The 16694-nt window shown below is 67.8% G+C and carries 17 protein-coding genes; 8 read left to right on the top strand and 9 right to left on the bottom strand.

The features are described 5' to 3' along the window. Positions 1-142 precede the first annotated feature (142 nt). From BCY78_RS16520 to BCY78_RS16505, 4 genes are all read left to right on the top strand, one after another. On the top strand, positions 143-805 hold the full coding sequence (locus tag BCY78_RS16520) for a hypothetical protein (RefSeq protein WP_068304127.1): 663 nt from the start codon (positions 143-145) through the stop codon (positions 803-805). 104 nt (positions 806-909) lie between these two features. Then, positions 910-1479, top strand: a complete 570-nt coding sequence (locus BCY78_RS16515; RefSeq protein ID WP_068304126.1) for an RNA polymerase sigma factor — start codon at positions 910-912, stop codon at positions 1477-1479. Further along, positions 1476-1907 (top strand): hypothetical protein, encoded by a 432-nt coding sequence (locus BCY78_RS16510; protein ID WP_068304124.1) that lies wholly within the window; start codon positions 1476-1478, stop codon positions 1905-1907. The genes BCY78_RS16515 and BCY78_RS16510 overlap by 4 nt, the downstream gene beginning before the upstream one ends. Positions 1908-1914: 7 nt before the next feature. Next, complete coding sequence (locus BCY78_RS16505) at positions 1915-2415, top strand: periplasmic heavy metal sensor (protein WP_068304122.1); 501 nt, start codon at positions 1915-1917, stop codon at positions 2413-2415. A 69-nt stretch (positions 2416-2484) separates the two neighbouring features. Here BCY78_RS16505 and BCY78_RS16500 read toward each other — a convergent pair whose 3' ends face one another. Further along, positions 2485-3882, bottom strand: coding sequence for a diguanylate cyclase (locus BCY78_RS16500; protein WP_068304120.1), 1398 nt, complete (start codon positions 3880-3882; stop codon positions 2485-2487). A 213-nt stretch (positions 3883-4095) separates the two neighbouring features. Here BCY78_RS16500 and BCY78_RS16495 point away from each other — a divergent pair, with 213 nt between their 5' ends. From BCY78_RS16495 to BCY78_RS16480, 4 genes are all read left to right on the top strand, one after another. Next, the gene (locus BCY78_RS16495) at positions 4096-4374 is read left to right on the top strand and encodes a DUF3572 domain-containing protein (RefSeq protein ID WP_158515946.1); all 279 of its coding nucleotides are present in this window, start codon (positions 4096-4098) and stop codon (positions 4372-4374) included. A gap of 23 nt (positions 4375-4397) precedes the next feature. Beyond that, positions 4398-5084: an HAD family hydrolase gene (locus tag BCY78_RS16490; RefSeq protein ID WP_068304116.1), complete on the top strand. Its 687-nt coding sequence runs from the start codon at positions 4398-4400 to the stop codon at positions 5082-5084. 75 nt (positions 5085-5159) lie between these two features. Continuing rightward, positions 5160-5786: a heme NO-binding domain-containing protein gene (locus tag BCY78_RS16485; RefSeq protein WP_068304114.1), complete on the top strand. Its 627-nt coding sequence runs from the start codon at positions 5160-5162 to the stop codon at positions 5784-5786. 15 nt (positions 5787-5801) lie between these two features. After that, positions 5802-6851: a GGDEF domain-containing protein gene (locus BCY78_RS16480; protein ID WP_068304111.1), complete on the top strand. Its 1050-nt coding sequence runs from the start codon at positions 5802-5804 to the stop codon at positions 6849-6851. 90 nt (positions 6852-6941) lie between these two features. Here the strand turns inward: BCY78_RS16480 and BCY78_RS16475 are convergent, their stop codons facing one another. From BCY78_RS16475 to purH, 8 genes are all read right to left on the bottom strand, one after another. Further along, positions 6942-8108: a M24 family metallopeptidase gene (locus tag BCY78_RS16475; protein ID WP_068304109.1), complete on the bottom strand. Its 1167-nt coding sequence runs from the start codon at positions 8106-8108 to the stop codon at positions 6942-6944. A gap of 53 nt (positions 8109-8161) precedes the next feature. Beyond that, positions 8162-9295, bottom strand: a complete 1134-nt coding sequence (locus BCY78_RS16470) for a DNA recombination protein RmuC (RefSeq protein ID WP_068304107.1) — start codon at positions 9293-9295, stop codon at positions 8162-8164. Positions 9296-9305: 10 nt separating this feature from the next. Beyond that, positions 9306-11222, bottom strand: coding sequence for a DNA mismatch repair endonuclease MutL (mutL, locus tag BCY78_RS16465; RefSeq protein ID WP_068304105.1), 1917 nt, complete (start codon positions 11220-11222; stop codon positions 9306-9308). 39 nt (positions 11223-11261) lie between these two features. Beyond that, positions 11262-12587, bottom strand: coding sequence for a pitrilysin family protein (locus BCY78_RS16460; protein ID WP_068304103.1), 1326 nt, complete (start codon positions 12585-12587; stop codon positions 11262-11264). Further along, complete coding sequence (locus BCY78_RS16455; protein WP_068304102.1) at positions 12584-13912, bottom strand: pitrilysin family protein; 1329 nt, start codon at positions 13910-13912, stop codon at positions 12584-12586. The genes BCY78_RS16460 and BCY78_RS16455 overlap by 4 nt, the downstream gene beginning before the upstream one ends. Positions 13913-14030: 118 nt before the next feature. After that, a complete protein-coding gene (locus BCY78_RS16450; protein WP_068304101.1) occupies positions 14031-14561 on the bottom strand; it encodes a DUF3035 domain-containing protein in 531 nt (176 codons plus the stop codon). Between the two features lie 64 nt (positions 14562-14625). Further along, the gene (lspA, locus tag BCY78_RS16445; protein ID WP_068304099.1) at positions 14626-15096 is read right to left on the bottom strand and encodes a signal peptidase II; all 471 of its coding nucleotides are present in this window, start codon (positions 15094-15096) and stop codon (positions 14626-14628) included. Between the two features lie 4 nt (positions 15097-15100). Further along, positions 15101-16684: a bifunctional phosphoribosylaminoimidazolecarboxamide formyltransferase/IMP cyclohydrolase gene (gene purH / locus BCY78_RS16440; RefSeq protein ID WP_068304098.1), complete on the bottom strand. Its 1584-nt coding sequence runs from the start codon at positions 16682-16684 to the stop codon at positions 15101-15103. Positions 16685-16694: the final 10 nt, after the last annotated feature.

Below are 16694 nucleotides of genomic sequence, written 5' to 3'. Positions count from 1 at the left end.
ATGGGGGAAGGTAACAAACAGGTCAAGTTCAGCTTTCGCCCGAAAGCTGCGACGGAATGTCTGGGTCTGCCCGTTAGACAGGCATCAACGCGCTGACGATGCCTCGTAACCTTCGGAAAGCGCCCTTGATTGGAGAGCAAGTATGAACACCAAGACCCTGACCGCCGTTGCCCTGCTGCTGGCTGCCATCCCGGCTGCCTCCTTCGCGCAGGACGCGGCTACCCCGGCCCGCCCGACGCCGCCGGTCCTCGATTTCGCGGCCGCCGACACCGATGGCTCGGGCGGGATCTCGACCGAGGAATGGTCGGCCTATGCCACCACCCTGCGCGATGCGCGCCGGGCCGAGATGATCGGCGCCCGCGCCGACGCGCTGATCGCCGCGGCAGATGCCGATGGCAATGGTGCCCTCACCCGTGACGAGCTGGTGACCGGCATGACCGCCATGGGCGAAGAGCGCCGCGACGAAATGCGCGAGCGTTTCGCCATGGGCCGCCACGGCGGTGACGAGCGTGGCCCGCGCATGGGCCATGGCGACGACCGCGGCGAGCGCCACGAGATGCGCGGCGAGCGTGGCGAACGCCATGAGCGCGGCGAGCGTGGCGAGCGGGCCGAGCGCGGTGAGCGTGGAGACCGTGGCGAGCGCCGGATGGCCGGCATGCACGACCGTATGGGCGAGCGTGGCGAGCGCGGCGGCATGGGCTTTGCCCGGATCGACGCGGACAGCGACGGGCAGATCAGCCCGGAAGAGCTGGCCCATGCGCAAGAGATGATCAACTGGATGGCCTCGCGTCCGCAGCGCGGCTGAGTTGCATGACACCGGGCCGGGCGTTACCTCTGGGGGACGCGCCCGGCCCACCAAGGGCTGCACGCGACCAATGACTTCGGATGCCCAGGGATAGCGCCGCATATATGACTTCGACCGAGGGCCTCAGCGACGATGCGCTGCTGGTGCAATACGCTGCCGGCGATCCGCAGGCGGCCCGGCTGCTTGTCGAACGGCTGGCGCCGCGCGTTCTGCGCGTGACGCAACGCCTGTTGCAGGACGCGGCCGAGGCCGAGGATGTCACGCAAGAGGCAATGCTGCGGCTGTGGAAGATCGCACCACGGTGGGAGCCGGGCGGGGCCAAGCCCTCGACATGGTTGCATCGCGTGGCGGTGAATCTGGCGACCGACCGGTTGCGGCGGCGGCGGGGCGTCGATTTCGACGAGATCGCCGAGCCTGATGACCCGTCTCCGGGCGTGGTCGAGACGATGATCGATGGCGAGAGGCGCCGCGCGCTGGACGAAGCGCTGGCCCTGTTGCCGGACAGGCAGCGCGTGGCGGTGGTGCTGCGCCATCTTGAGGGGATGTCGAACCCCGAAATCGGCACCGCGATGGGGATCGGCGTCGAGGCCGTGGAAAGCCTCACCGCGCGGGGGAAACGACGGCTGGCCGAGCTTTTGTCCGGGCGGCGCGATGAATTGGGGTATGAACGATGACACGCGATCTGGAAAAGCACAGCACGGACCCGTTTGGCGACGACGGTCTGGACGCCCTGTTCGCCGAGGCCCGCGCCGAGGCGCCGCCGCCCCTGTCCGCAAGTTTCGAGGCCCGGCTGATGTCGGCCGCGCTGGCCACGCAAGCGGTGGCCGCGCCGCCGGTCCGGGGCGGGTTCTTCGCCCGTCTGAAGGGGCTGCTGACCGAATTCGGCGGCGCCCCCTCACTGGCGGGCATGGGCGTGGCCGGGTTGGCGGGCATCTGGATCGGCTTCGCCGCGCCGGGGCCGACCGCTGATCTCGTCAGCTCCTTCTGGCAGGGCGCCGCCAGCGTGTCGCCCAGCCTGTCCGACTGGTCCTCCTCGACCAGCGGGTTCCAGTATTCCACCGGGTCCGAGCTGCTGAGCCTGCTCGACACCGAGACCGATTGAGGCGGCCATGAGCGATCCCCTGAACACCCCCGACGCCCCGGCGCCGAAACCCCGCAAGCCGGGCCGCCGCCTGCGGCTGGCGCTGATCGCCTCTCTGGCGGTGAACCTGCTGGTCATCGGCGTGCTGGCCGGTGGCGCCTGGCGCGCCAAGCAGTTCGAGCCCGGCCCTCCGGGTCAGCCGGACATCCGGGCCTTGTGGCATGCGCTGCCGCGCGAAGCCCGCAGCGAACTGCGCGAGCGCTCACGCGACATGGGGCCGATGGGCGAACGTCCCAGCCGCGAAGAACGGCGCGAGCGGGCCGCGGCGATGAACGCATCCCTCTTGGCCGCCCTGCGCAGCGAACCCTTCGATCCAGCACAATTTGCCGCGCTGATGCAGGGGGACCGCGATGCGCTGCAACGGCGGATCGACGCCGCGAATGCCGCCTTTGCCGCGCAGCTGGCCGCGCTGACGCCGGCACAACGGTCCGACATGGCCGATGAGCTGGAAGAACGCTGGGACGACTGAGCTGACCGCCAGAATCCGGCTTTGACCATCGACGCCGCCCTTGATCGGGGCGGCGTTTCTCGTGGGCGCTTAGGCCGCGTTCGAGATCGTCACCTGATTGCGGCCCTCTGCCTTTGCGGCAAGGAGGGCGGCATCGGCGCGGGCCAGCATGTCTTGTGCCAGCGCCTCGCCCCCACGTGACACCGGCTGGCCGGCCACGGGTCCCAGCGCCAGACCGACGGAAATGGTGACCTCGACCGAGCCGTCGCGGCCGGGCAGGGGGACCGTGGCAGCGGCCACCGTCCGGCACAGTCGCTCGGCCGTACTGCGCGCGGTCGCGAGCGTCGCTTCCGGCAACACCACGAGGAATTCCTCGCCGCCGATCCGCGCCACCAGATCCGACGGACGCAAATTGTCGCGCAGCCGGGTCGCGACACTCTCCAGCACCGCATCGCCGGCGGCATGGCCGAAGGTGTCGTTCACCGATTTGAACCGGTCGAGGTCCAGCAGCATCACCGCGAAGGGCCGCCCGGTTTCCTGCGCGCGCACGGCGATCCGGTCGAGATGGGCCAAGGCATAGCGCCGGTTATAGAGGCCGGTCAGCGAATCCGTGACCGCCATGCGCAGCCCGTCCGACACCGCCTGCCGCAGCTGGTCGGCGCGGCGTTTGCGGGCGACATGGAGGCCGATGCGCAGCGCGGTTTCCTCGGCGTCCATGGGCAGCGGGATCAGGTCGGAGGCGCCGACATCCAGCGCCATCGCCGCAACTTCGGGGTCGGCCTTGTGCAAGACCAATGCCATCGCCGCATGCCGGCTGGGCCGGCGCGAGCGCAGATCCGCGATCAACCGCTGGCCCGAGCCCTGCGCCCCAAGATCCGCGGCAATCAGGAAGAAATCCGGCACCGCACTGTCGGACATCGGCCCGAGGGCCGCGGCCGGGGTCAGGACCACCAGCCGTTCCTTCAGATGCGGGGCTAAGGCGGAACGCCAGGCGATGGCAATCGCGGGTTCGGCCGCGATCAGGCCGACGCGACCGGGCATCTCGAACACGCCCTGATCCTCGGCCAGATCCAGCGCGCCCCAGGTCTCGGACCGCAGGCGCAGCTCGGCCTCGGTTTCGCGCGCGCGCAGAAGGGCGCGGATGCGGGCCAGCAGGATGACCTCATTCAGGGGTTTGGTGAGGAATTCGTCCGCCCCCGCCTGAAGCGCGCGCAGACGCGCCTCACGGTCGGTGGAAGCGGTGATGATGACCACCGGGATATGCGTCGTTACCGGATTGGCGCGCAATTGGCGACAGACCTCGATCCCAGATTGATCCGGTAGCTCCATGTCGAGAAGGATCAGCCGTGGCTGTTCGTCATGAGCGATCCGAAGGCATTCCGCCCCGGTCGCCGCCTGCAAGGTCTCGTAACAGGCCGCGTTCAGCTTAACCTTCAGGATGATCCTGTTGGTCGCCAGATCGTCTACGATGAGAATCCTGCCTGTCATGCGATGTCCTGCCTCAACGTTCCGGATACTCGCCAGCCCTTTTCCGGAGGGGCGGATCTCCGCCGCGCGCCCTGTCGTCGACAAAGCTGTTGGCGCGGTCATTTCCCTTGTACACGCAGTTCATGGAACGTAGCTCCTAGATAGCGGGCAAGAAGTTAACGAAACCTTTCCCGTTGTTTACCATTTGGCCATTTTGTGGGGATTTCGATGGCAATGTCGCAAGATTCCGCCGAGGCCTTCGCCGCCTCTGTCCTTGCCTGGCTGGCCGAGGATCACGGGCGCATCGGCAGCTTCCTCGGCTGGTCCGGTGAGAACCCGGCAAGCCTGCGCAGTCGGTTGACCGATCCGGGCCTTCTGCTGGCGGTGCTGGATTTCCTGATGACGGACGAGGCCCTGCTGCTGGAAGCCTGCGCCGCGCTCGACGTGCCTCCCGAGACCCCCGGACAGGCGCGTCAATCGCTGCCCGGCGGCGCCGAGTATCACTGGACCTGACCCTCTCTCACGGACTTCGACCCATGCAAGACATTCGCGCGATCCTGTTCGACAAGGACGGCACGCTGTTCGATTTTCAGGCCACCTGGGGCGCCTGGGCCCGCGATCTGCTGGCGCGCCTCGCACCGGGCGACACGGCCCGGCAACAGGCAATCGCCGAGGCGATGCTCTATGATCTGGAGACCGCGCGGTTCCTGCCGGCCTCGCCGGTCATTGCCGGAACCGGGGCCGAGGTCGCGGCCCTGATCGCCCCCGCGGCCGGCCACCCCGCCGCCGCGCTGGAGGCCGAGATTGCCCGTTCGGCGGCGACGGCCCCCCTGGCGCCGGCGGTGCCCTTGCGGCCGCTGTTGCAGGGCCTGCGCGCGGGCGGGCTGAAGCTAGGCATCGCCACCAATGATTACGAGGCGGTGGCGCGTCGCCATGTGGCCGGGCTGGACGATCTGTTTGATTTCATTTCGGGATTTGACAGCGGTCATGGCGGGAAACCGGCGCCTGGTATGCTGCTGGCCTTCGCCCGGCACTGCGGTGTTGCGCCGGCGCAGGTGCTGATGGTCGGGGACTCGCGCCACGATCTGGAGGCCGGTCACGCCGCCGGGATGCGCACTCTGGCCGTGCTGACGGGGGTGGCGGTGACCTCGGATCTTGAGGATCTGGCGGATGCGGTTCGGCCCGACATCGGCCATATTCCCGCGCTTCTTGGCCTCGGGTGATCGGAAACGCTCGGGCGTTTGCTTTTTCTTAGGGGCTTCGCGCGACGCTGTTCGCGTTACGAGGTGGGGAATGGCATGCACGGGCTGATAAACAAGGCGTTGCAGAGCTTCTTCAGTGATTCGTTCGGGCCGGCGGCCTGGCGGGACATCGCCCTGCGCGCGGGTCTCGGCCGGGTTCTGGATTCCGATGGGTTCGAGGCGATGCAGAATTACGACGACGCAGTGACCGTTTCCATGCTGGATGCGGCCGCCGTGACGTTGCGGCGGCCAAAGGAAAGCCTGCTCGAGGATCTGGGCACCTACCTTGTCTCGCACGAGCGGATGGAGCCTCTGCGCCGGCTGTTGCGCTTCGGCGGGGTCAGCTTCACCGACTTCCTCTATTCACTGGACGATCTTCAGGGACGCAGCCGCCTCGCCGTGGCCGATCTTGCCGTGCCGGACCTGTCGATCCGCGAGATCGGACCGGATAGCTTCCGGCTGATGTGCCGGGGGCAGTTGCCTGGCTTCGGCCATGTGCTGGTCGGGGTGCTGCGGGCGCTGGCCGATGATTACGGCGCCTTGGCCGTGCTGGAGCACGCTGGCGAGGGCGTAGACTGTTGTGATGGCAACGAAATTCCCTGCTGCGAGAGTATCGAGATCGTGGTGCACGACCCCGCGCACCAAGATGCGAAACGCTTCGAGCTTGCGGCGGAAACGTTCTGATGGGCCTTTCGACACATGGATGGTGACTTGCGACATCCCGGTTTCACCTTGGGGCATGCCTCGCTGGGGCAGCTGATGCCGATGTATCTCTGGCTGGACGCAGCCGGGCGGATCCGTGGTGCCGGTCCGACGATGCTGAAGCTGTTGGGCGAGGGCGCACTAGGCCAGTCGCTCGACACGCTGTTCGCGCTGCGCAATGGCGGGGATGAGGCCTCGGTCATGGCGCTGGTCCGGGCGCCGAAGCTGCACATGACCCTGCGTGCGGCGCCGCGCACGGCTTTCAAGGGCGTCGCGGTTCCACTGATGGCGGAAGGCGGTGTGCTCTTGAACCTGTCCTTCGGCTACGGCGTGCGCGAAGCCGTGCGCGATCATGGCCTGTCGGCCACGGATTTCGCCGGCACCGATCTGGCGATCGAACTTCTGTACCTGCACGAGGCCAAGACCGCCGTCATGGGCGAGCTGACCCGCATGGCCGACCGGCTGCAAAGCGCCAAATCGCGGGCCGAGGCGCAGGCGATGACCGATCCGCTGACCGGGTTGGGCAACCGCCGCGCGATGGAGGCGGGGCTGGAGCGGTTGCTCAGTGCCGGCGAGGGCTTTGCGCTGGTGCATATCGACCTCGACTATTTCAAGCAGGTCAACGACACGCTGGGCCACGCCGCCGGCGACCATGTTCTGGCCGAGATTGCGGGGAAGCTGCGATCCAGCGTGCGGGGCGGCGACATGGTGGCGCGGGTCGGCGGCGACGAGTTCGTGATGCTGCTGCCGGGCTGCCTGCACGAAACGGCACTCACCCGAGTTGGCAAGACAATTTACGACCACATGCGGGTGCCGATCCTGTTCGACAGCCAGCGCTGCAAGGTGGCGCTGTCGATGGGGGCGGTGCTGGTGCCGCCGGGAACGGCCGACTCCGGCCATGGTCTGTTGGCGGATGCTGACCGCGCGCTCTATGCCTCCAAGGGGGCGGGGCGCGGCCGGATGATGCTGTGGACCGACAGCGAGGAACTGCGCGAATTGGCGCGGACGGTTCCTGTCTCTGACGCGGAGCGTCGCAGCCCGGCGTGACCGGGCAGGGATTCTGGCGATTGTGCCGCGCCTTGAAAGGCGCGGCGACATGTCATCGGGACTGATCGAGCCGGCGAGGCGCCGCGCCTGTTAGCCCTTCACGAACAACTCGGCCGGCAGGTCACAGAGCTTCTCGACCCCGGTCTCGGTGATGAGGATCGGCTCGGTGATCTCGATCCCACCGTCGTCCAGCCAGAGCGCCGGCATGAAGTGGAAGATCATCCCCGGCTTCAGCTCGGTCTTGTCGCCCTTGCGCAGGGACATCGTCCGCTCGCCCCAATCGGGCGGATAGCTCAGGCCGATGGGATAGCCGGTGCGGCTGTCCTTGTGGAAACCGTGCTTGGCCAGCGTGCCGTTGAAGGCCTCGGCCAGATCCTCGCACAGGGCGCCGGGGCGGGCGGTGGTCAGCGCGGCATCGGTTGCCTCCAGAACCGCTTCCTCTGCTCGGCGATACTTGGCGGGCGGCTCGCCGAAGAAGAGCGTGCGTGAGATCGGGCAATGGTAGCGGCGGTAAACCCCGGCGATCTCGAAGAAATGCGCCTCGCCGGCCTGCATCGGACGGTCGTCCCAGGTCAGATGCGGCGCGGTGGCGTCCATGCCGGACGGGGCCATCGGCACGATTGCGGGATAATCGCCCCAAGCGCCGTCAACGCCGATGGTGCCGGAATGCAGGATTTCGGCCACGAGGCGATGCTTGGGCAGGCCGGGTTCGGCCACCTCGAGGATGCGGTGATGCATGGCCTCGACGATCCGGGCGGCGCGGCGCATGCGGGCGATCTCGGCCGGGGATTTCACCGCGCGCTGCCAGTTTACCAACCCGGTCGCATCAACCAGCGACAGGCGCTCGGCCAGAACGGCATGGGCCTTGGCCGAGTAATAGTAATTGTCCATCTCGACGCCCACGCGCCCCGTGGCCCAACCGTGCTGCGCCAGAAGCGCCGACAGGGTTTCCATCGGGTGCTTGGCCGGGTTCTGCACATAGGTGTCGTCGTAGCCGTGGATCGCGTCCTCGCCCATCCAGACGGTGCGCCGGGCGCCGGCCGCGTCCATCGCGCGACCCCACCACAGCGGCGGGCCGTCGGGGCCGATGACCACGGCCTGATGCACATAGAAGGACCAGCCGTCATAGCCCGTGGCCCAGGCCATGTTCGACGGGTCGGTGACGATCATCACATCAAGGCCGGCCGCCGTCATCGCGGCGCGGATCCGGGCGAGGCGCGCGTCATATTCGCTGCGGGAGAAATCGGTATCGTCCATGGAGCCCTCCTTTCGCGGCAGCTTTGCACGCGAGGGCCGGGGGCGAAAGGGGGTCAGCCGTCGAGGCCGAGGCGCGTCGGCGGCGCGTCCTGAGCCAGTTCCTCGAAATCGAAATTGTCCAGCCTTCGGGCACGGCGCCCGGCTTTGTCGGCGGAGATGCGGATTTCAGCCACGTCCTTCTGCGCCTGTGCGAAATGGCGGTCGAGGTTTTCGACCCGGTTGCCCAGCCGGTCGACATCGGCGCAAAGCGCGGCCAGTTCGGCCCGGATCGCGCCGGCCTGTTCGCGCATCCGGGCGTCTTTCAGCACCGCGCGCATGGTGTTGAGCGTGGCCATGCAGGTGGTGGGCGAGACGGTCCAGACCTTCAGCGCGAAGCCCTCGCGCACGAGGTCGGGGAAATTCGCGTGCAGTTCGGCATAGACGGCTTCCGAGGGCAGGAACATCAGCGCGCCCTCAGCGGTCTCGCCTTCGAGGATGTATTTCTCGGCGATGGCGCGCATGTGGTGGCGGATCGCGGCGCGCATCTGGCGGCGGGCTTCCTGCTTCTCGGCCTCGGTCTGGGCGTTGCGCAGGGCCTCGTAGGGTTCCAGCGGGAATTTCGCGTCGATGGCGATGGGGCCGGGGGGCTTGGGCAGATGCACGAGGCAATCGGCGCGTTTGCCGTTCGACAGCACGGCCTGCATGGTGAAGCTGTCGGACGGAAGGGCGCGGGCGACGATGTCATGCAGTTGGATCTCGCCAAAGGCACCGCGGGTCTGCTTGTTCGACAGGATATCCTGCAGGGACAGCACATCGCCCGAGAGCTTCTCGATATTCGCCTGCGCCTTGTCGATGGCTTCAAGCCGCGCGTGCAGGTCACCGATTGAGCGCGCGGTGCGGACGGCAGAACCCTCCAGCGCCTCGCCCATGAGGTCGGCGACCTCGGCCAGCCGCTGCTCCATCAGCTGGACCATATGCGCCTGTGCCTTGGCCTGCGCGTCCGAGACATGGTGCAGCCCGCCGGCCAGATGGGTCTGCCCATCGGTCAGGGTCTGCACGCGCTGTCCCAATTGCTGCATTTGCCATTGCAGGGGCTCGGCGACGCGGGCGGCCTTGGAGGCGGCGCGCAGGACCAAGAGCAACAGCAGGACCAGCGCCCCGGCGGCGATGGCACCCAAGGTCAGGGGATCGGTGAGGTCGAGGGTCATTGCCGAACTATCACCGTCTGCCGAACAGCTTCTCGATATCCGAGAGTTTCAGCTCCACATAGGTCGGCCGCCCGTGGTTGCACTGGCCCGATAGCGGCGTCGCCTCCATCTCGCGCAGCAGCGCATTCATCTCCTCGGCGCGCATCTGCCGGCCCGAGCGGATCGAGCCGTGGCAGGCCATGCGCGAGAGAACCGCGTCGATCCGCGCGCCCAAGGTCTGCGATTGGCCGAGGTCGGACAACTCATCGAGGATATCGAGGACCAGACCCTTCGCATCGCAGGCCCCCAAGGCGGCGGGCGTTTCGCGCACGGCGATGGCGTCGCCGCCGAAGGGCTCCAGCACCAGACCCAGCTTGGCCAGTTCCTCGGCATGATCCAGCAGCTGCTGCGCGTCGCCGGGGGACAGCGAGACGATCTCGGGGATCAGCAGCGCCTGCGCGGTGACGCCGTGGCTGGCGGTCTGGGCCTTCAGGCGCTCGTAGACCAGCCGTTCATGCGCGGCGTGTTGGTCGACGATGACGATGCCGTCCCGGGTCTGGGCGATGATGTAATTCTCATGCACCTGCGCGCGGGCAGCCCCGAGGGGGGCGTCCTGTGGGCCTTGTTCCGGCTCTATCCGCGCGGCGGTGTAGGGTTGGGGTTGCCAGTCGGCGCCGGGCTGATCGGTGGGGGCCCAATCCCGCGGGGCCCAATCGGTGGGGCCTTCGTCCAGCACCGGGTCCGGACGGTGGTCCGGCGCCTGCGCGGCGTAGCTGTCGCGGATCGCGCCGGCGGAGGGGTAGCTGGCACTGGGGCACGAGGCGAAATCCATCTGGTAGACGCGCGGGCCGACGGGTTCGGGACGGAAGGCGCCCAGAGTGTCCGTGGCCACGGTACCCGAGGCGCGGTGCCCGGCCCCCGCCAGCGCATGGCGCAACCCGCTGACCACGAGACCCCGGACGATGCCGGCATCGCGGAACCGGACCTCGGCCTTGGCGGGGTGGACGTTCACATCGACCAGATGCGGGTCGCAATCGAGGAACAGCGCCACCGCCGGATGCCGGTCGCGCGACATCACATCCATATAGGCCGCCCGCAGCACCCCGTAGAGCTGTTTGTCGCGGACCGGACGGCCGTTGACGAAGAAATGCTGCGCCGCCGAAGAGCCGCGCGAATAGGTCGGCAAGGCGGCGAAGCCGGTCAGGCGGAAGCCTTCGCGCTCCAGATCGATGCGCAGGGAATTCTCGATGAACTCGCGCCCCATCAGCCGGGCGAGGCGGGCGCCGAGGGCGTCGAACAGCTCGCCCTGTTCGGCATCGACGCGCAGGATCTCGCGCGCGCCATCGGCATCGTGCAGGGTAAAGCCGACATAGGGCTCGGCCATCGCCAGCTTGCGCATGACCTCGGCGATGGCCATGGCCTCGGACCGGTCGGTGCGCAGGAACTTCAGGCGGGCAGGCGTGGCGAAGAACAGATCGCGCAGCTCGACCTGCGTGCCCCGGTTCAGCGCCGAAGGGCGGACCGGGCCGATGGCCCCGCCGGTGACGGTGATCTCGGCGCCGTCGTGACCCTCGGCCCGCGAGGCGATCTTCAGGCGACCGACCGCGCCGAGCGAGGGCAGGGCCTCGCCGCGGAAGCCGAAGGAATGGATGTCCAGCAGGTCCGAGCCGTCGATCTTGGACGTCGCATGGCGGCTCAGCGCCAAGGGCAGATCCTGCGGCGTCATGCCGTGGCCATCGTCGGTGACGCGGATCAGCGTCTTGCCGCCGCCCGCGTAATCGACGCGGATGCGGGTGGCGCCAGCGTCGAGCGCGTTCTCGACCAGCTCCTTCACCGCCGAGGCCGGACGCTCGACGACTTCGCCCGCCGCGATGCGATTCGCGGCGACATCGTCCAATTGACGAATGACAGGAAGGGCTTGGCTTATCTTGGGGCGGGCGGATTGCATGCCACTAGGCATAGCATGCCGCCCGCCCCGGATAAAGCGTCACTCGGCCGTCGACTCGACGCCTTCGGGCTGCCCGACGACGACGAAGGTCAGGGCCTCGGGGTCGGCCAGACGGCGGGCCACACGCTGGATATCCTCCAGCGTCACGGCCTCCACGAGGTCGTTGCGGATGTTGACGTAGTTGATGTCGTAGCCCTGAAACTGCATCGAGGCGAGGATCCGGGCGATCGAGTCATTGCCGTCGAAGCGCAGCGGATAGGCGCCGGTCAGGTAGGTCTGCGTGCGCTCCAGCTGTTCCTGCGTGATGCCGTCCGCGGCCAGCCATTCGAATTGCTGACGGATCAGGTCGATGGCCTCGGCCGCCGTGGCATTGCCGGTCGACATGCGGCCGACATAGCTGTCACCGAACTGGAACGAGGCCAGCGAGGTGTAGACGCCATAGGTCAGGCCGCGGGCCTCGCGGATCTCGCTCATCAGGCGCGAGGTGAAGCCACCGCCGCCGAAGATATGGTTCATAACGAAAGCCGCCATGAAATCGGGGTCGTCGGCGTCGATGCCGGCGTGGCCGAACTGGATCACCGATTGCGGCGAGTCGAAGGGCACGACGGTGATGCCGGGCGCGCCCTGGAAGGTCATGTACTCGGGCAGCGCGGTTTCGGATTGCGGCAGGTCGGCGGCGATGCGGTCGACGATCTCACCCAGCTCGGTGGCGGAGATGTCGCCGGCAGCGCCGACATGGATGCGGTCGGCGGTGAAGGCGGCCCGATGCGCATCGAGGATGTCATCGAGCGTCAGCGCCCCCACGGTCGCCGGCGTGCCATCGGTGGGCGTGGCATAGGCGTGGCCCGCATAGCCAAGGCGCGCCCAGTTCAGCTGCGCCAAGGCGTCGGGGTCCTGTTGGTCCCGCGCCAGCGAGGCGATGGTCTGCGCACGCACCCGGTCGAGGCTTTGCTGGCCGAATTGCGCATCGTTCAGCGCCGAGAGGGCCAGCGCCACGACCTCGTCGCGGTTCTCGGTCAGGGCGCGGATGGTCATCGAGACGGAATCGCGCCCGGCCGAGAAGCTGACCGAACCCGCCAGCGATTCCAGCGCGGCGGCATAGCCCTGCGCGTCGAGATCGCCGGCGCCCTCCGTCAGAAGCGAGGTCATCAGCGAGACGGCGCCCGCCTTGCCCTCGGGATCGACGGAGGCACCGCCGGTGAAGACCACCTCGATCGACACGAAGGGGATCGAATGCTCCTCGACCAGCCAGGCGGTATGGCCGGCGGGCGAGGTGACATCCTCGATCTCGATGGCCCCGGCGCGCTGGGCGAAGGGCAGGGCCGTCACCAGCGTGACGGCGAAAGCTGCGGCAAACCGGATCATTCTTCCACTCCCATCAGCCAGCCGGTGACCGAGGACCGCCGGTCGAGCTGTCGCGCGGCGGCGACGACTTCCTCGGCGGTGACCTGTTCCAGCACCGTCAGCCAGTCCTCGTTATCCTCAACCGTCATGCCAAGCGCCAGATCGGCGCCCAGCGAATTGGCCCGCGAGGCAGTGTCGTCCAGTTGGTAGATCGCCTCGGCGCGGATCTGCATGCGCACGCGGTTCAGCTGGTCTTCGTCGACCCCGTTCTCGATCAGGCCGGCCAGCACGGCATCGACCGAATCCTCGGCCTGTTGCAGTGTCACGCCGTCGGCGGGCATCACCCCCAGCGAGAAGGTGCCGGTATCCAGCGCCGTGCCATTGTAGCCGGCCCAGACGGAGATCGCGCTGTTGTCGCCATAGACCAGCTGCTGATCCAGAAGCGAGGTCTGCGTCCCGCCAAGGATCGCGGCCAGCACCTGGAAGGCGGCGGCACGGCGCTGGTCGCCGCTTTCGCGCACCGGGGCGAGGTACAGCCGGTTCACATAGGGGCGCGCGACGCGGGCGTCATGCATGATCAGCCGACGCTCGGCATATTGCGGGGGCTCGGTCGGGCGATGGCGCGGGGGCAGATCCTCGACGGCGGGAATCGGGCCGTAGTATTGCTGGGCCATCGCCAGCACCTCGTCGGCATCGACATCGCCCGCCACCACGAGGATCGCGTTGTTGGGCGCGTAATGCACGCGGTAGAAATCAGTGGCGATCTCGCCGGTCAGCTGTTCCATCTCGTGGCGCCAGCCGATCACCGGGCGACCATAGGGCGAGTTCTGGAACAGCGCGGCGCGCATCTGCTCGCCGAACAGCCGGTCGGGGCTGCTGTCGTAATTCTGCCCACGCTCCCGCAGGATCACGTCGCGCTCCGGCAGCCAGTCCGAGCGGTCGAGACGCAGGTTGACCATGCGGTCGGCCTCCATCTCCATCATCAGGGGCAGGCGGTCGGCAGCGATGCGCTGGTGATAGGCGGTGTAGTCGAAGCTGGTGAAGGCGTTATGCGTGCCGCCATTCTCCTGCACCGTGCGGTCGAACTCGCCTTCCTCGAGGTTCTCGGTCGCCTTGAACATCAGGTGTTCGAGGTAATGGGCGATGCCCGACTGGCCGGCAGGATCGTCCGCGCCGCCGACCCGGTACCAGACCATGTGCACGACGACCGGTGCGCGATGATCCTCGATCACCACGACCTCCATGCCGTTGTCCAATTGGAAGAGTTGCGGGTCCTCGGCAAAGGCCGACACGGCCGAGGCCGCGAGGATGACGGTTGCAGCGATCAGGCGCTTGGCAACGAACATGAATTTACGCTCCCCATCTCAGGATGGCGGCAGAATGCCGACCGGCCCGGCGGGGCGCAACGGGGTGTGTCGCGTTTGTGAAGCTTTCCGGGCGGCGAGCAGCGCCAAGGCGCCCGGCTTATTCCGCCGGGGGCGGAGCTGCCGGGGTGCGCACGCCGGCCGCGCGCCAACGCAGCAGCTCGTCCTGCGGGTCGAGGATCTGATCCTCATAGGCGCGGCGGTAGAGGTTGGTGTTGAACACCCGCTCCAGGATCCGGCCACGGCCCCCGCGACGCACATCCTCATCCTCGGTGGCGAGGGTGGTGCGGATGCCATCGGCGATGCCATTCCGGCCGGCATATTGCACCAGCCCCTGATCGGCGGCCGGCACACCGCCCGTCCGCTCGGCCGAAACGCGACCGCCGAGGGCGGCGACGGCATCCGCGCGCGGGTCGGGATCGGTCAGGTTGCTGCCGCCCGGGGTGGGCGTCGGCAGGGTCTGGAAATCCGCCGGGGCCTGCAGCGGCTGCGTCGGCAGCACCGAGAACTCATCGGGCGAATCCGAGCCGGAGCGCGCGTTCATCAGTTGCGGCACTTCGCGATCGCCCGAGCAAGCGCTCAGCGTGGCTAGGGCAAAGGCGGCGACAGAGGCGAAGCGAAGAAAGGTCATCCCGGTTCCGGTCATCAACGGCAGGTCCAAGTCCGCCTTGTCATAGCGGATGGCGCCCCGGTCGTCACGAGGCCTTTTTCCCGCCAGCGGTCACGATGAGCCCGAAGGCGCCGATGAAGATGGCGATATCGGCCACGTTGAAAGCCCAGGGGTTGCGGAAACCGCAGCAGGTGACGTTTAGAAAATCCGCCACGGCGCCCCAGACCACGCGGTCGATGGCATTGCCCAGCGCGCCGCCGATCAGGAAGCCTGCCGCGACTTGCAGCGCCGGATTAGGCCCGTCACGCCGGACCCAGCGCCAGACCCAGACCGAGACGACGATCGGCAGGATCACCAGTGCCCAGCGCAGCCAGGTCGAATCGTCGGCGAACAGGCCGAAGTTGACCCCCCGGTTCCACGCCATGGTCAGGGTGAAGAAGGGCGGCCAGACGTCGATCAGCAACTCGTTGCGCAGATCGAGGCCCACGACCACGCCCCATTTCAGGGCCTGGTCGAGGATCAGGATCGCCAGTGTCGTCCAGAGGGCGATACGCATGGGCTCAGTGCCGGAAGTGGCGCATGCCGGTGAAGACCATCGCAAGACCGGCCTCGTCGGCGGCCGCGATGACCTCGGCGTCACGCATCGAGCCGCCGGGCTGGATCACGCAGGTCGCGCCCGCCGCTGCGGCTTCCATCAGCCCGTCCGGGAAGGGGAAGAACGCGTCCGAAGCAACCGCCGAGCCGATGGTCAGCGGCTGCGGCAGGCCCAGCGCCTCGGCCATGCGCTCGGCCTTCTTGGCGGCGATGAGCGCCGAGTCGACGCGGCTCATCTGGCCCGCGCCGACGCCCACGGTGGCGCCGTCCTTGACGTAGACGATGGCGTTCGACTTGACGTGCTTGGCGATTTTCCAGGCCAGCAGCAGGTCTTCCATCTGCTCGGCGGTCGGCGCCTTCTTGGTCACGACCTTGAGGTCGTCCATGCCGATGAAGCCCGCGTCCTTGTCCTGCACCAACAGACCGCCCGCGACTTGACGGAAGGTCAGCCCCCCGGCTTTCACGTCCGGCAGGCCGTCCGTGGTCAGCAGACGCAGGTTCTTCTTCGCGGCGAAGATTGCTTTCGCTTCGTCCGAGGCGCCCGGCGCGATCACCACTTCGGTGAAGATCCCGGTGATCTCCTGCGCGGTTTCGGCGTCGAGCGGCTTGTTCAGCGCGACGATGCCGCCGAAGGCTGAGGTGCGGTCGCAATCGAACGCGGCCTTGTAGGCCTCGAGCAGGGTTTTGCCACGCGCCACGCCGCAGGGGTTGGCGTGCTTGATGATCGCGCAGGCGGCGCTGTCGGCCGGGTCGAACTCGGCAACCAGCTCAAAGGCGGCGTCGGTGTCGTTGATGTTGTTGTAGCTCAGTTCCTTGCCCTGATGCTGCACGGCGGTGGCGACGCCCTGACGCGCGGTGCCATCGGTGTAGAAGGCGGCGGACTGATGCGGGTTCTCGCCATAGCGCAGGGTCTGGGCCAGCGTGCCGGCGAAGGCGCGGCGGCGCGGGGCTTCGATTTCCAGCGTCTTGGCGAACCAAGTCGAGACCGCCGCGTCATAGGCAGCCGTGCGGGCATAGGTGTTGGCCGCGCATTCCTGACGGAAGCGCGCGGTGGTGCCGCCTTGCTCCAGCTGTTCCAGCAGCGGCGCGTAATCCTCGGGGTCGGTGATGACCGTCACATAGGCGTGGTTCTTCGCGGCTGCGCGCAGCATGGCCGGGCCGCCGATGTCGATGTTCTCGACGCAATCGTCGTAATCGCCGCCCTTCGCGACAGTGGCTTCGAACGGGTAGAGGTTCACCACCAGCAGGTCGATCGGCAGGATGCCGTGCTCGTCCATCGAGCCCAGATGCCCGGCATCCTCGCGGAGCGCCAGCAGGCCGCCATGCACCATCGGGTGCAGGGTCTTCACGCGGCCGTCCATCATCTCGGGGAAGCCGGTCAACTCGGCCACGTCCTTCACCGCAAGGCCGGCTTCGCGCAGGGCCTTGGCGGTGCCGCCGGTCGAGACGAGGTCAACGCCCTTCGCTGCGAGCGCTTGGCCCAGTTCGATCAGCCCGGCCTTGTCCGAGACGGACAACAGGGCGCGTTTGACGGGGACAAGATCGGTCATGGCGGCAGCC

The organism is Pararhodobacter sp. CCB-MM2 (assembly GCF_001691415.1).
In the GTDB taxonomy this organism is placed as follows: Bacteria; Pseudomonadota; Alphaproteobacteria; order Rhodobacterales; family Rhodobacteraceae; genus Pararhodobacter.
This window is presented reverse-complemented; position numbering and strand designations above follow the sequence as displayed.